Source organism: Streptomyces sp. SID13726 (assembly GCF_010548375.1).
Taxonomy (GTDB): Bacteria; Actinomycetota; Actinomycetes; order Streptomycetales; family Streptomycetaceae; genus Streptomyces.
In genome coordinates, this window is sequence record NZ_JAAGLY010000912.1 from 1 (window position 1) to 379 (window position 379).

At 76.8% G+C, this 379-nt stretch carries 1 protein-coding gene; it reads left to right on the forward strand.

Annotated elements, in window-relative coordinates:
* The coding region (locus G3I78_RS50955) for a DNA/RNA helicase domain-containing protein (RefSeq protein WP_164437456.1) at positions 1 to 379 on the forward strand (379 nt) is incomplete at both ends.

Genomic DNA, 379 nt, shown 5'->3' on the forward strand with positions numbered 1-379 from the left:
GACCGTCGTCGTGCAGGGCGCGCCCGGCACCGGCAAGACCGCCGTCGGGCTGCACCGCGCCGCGTACCTGCTGTACTCCCACCGGGAGCGGGTGAGCCGCGCCGGCATGACCGTCGTGGGTCCCAACGCGAGCTTCCTGCGGTACATCCGCGACGTGCTGCCCGCCCTCGGCGAGGTCGACGCGACCCAGACCACCGTCGAGGAGATCGTCACGGCGCACGGCCGCCTGCGCGGGACGGAGCCCGCGGACGTCGCGCGACTCAAGGGCGACGGCCGCCTGGCCGAGGTGCTCCGCCGCGCGGTGTGGTCGCACCTCGTCGAGCCGTCCGAGGCGCTCGTGCTGCCCCGCGGCGCGCGCCGCTGGCGCGTCGCCACCCAC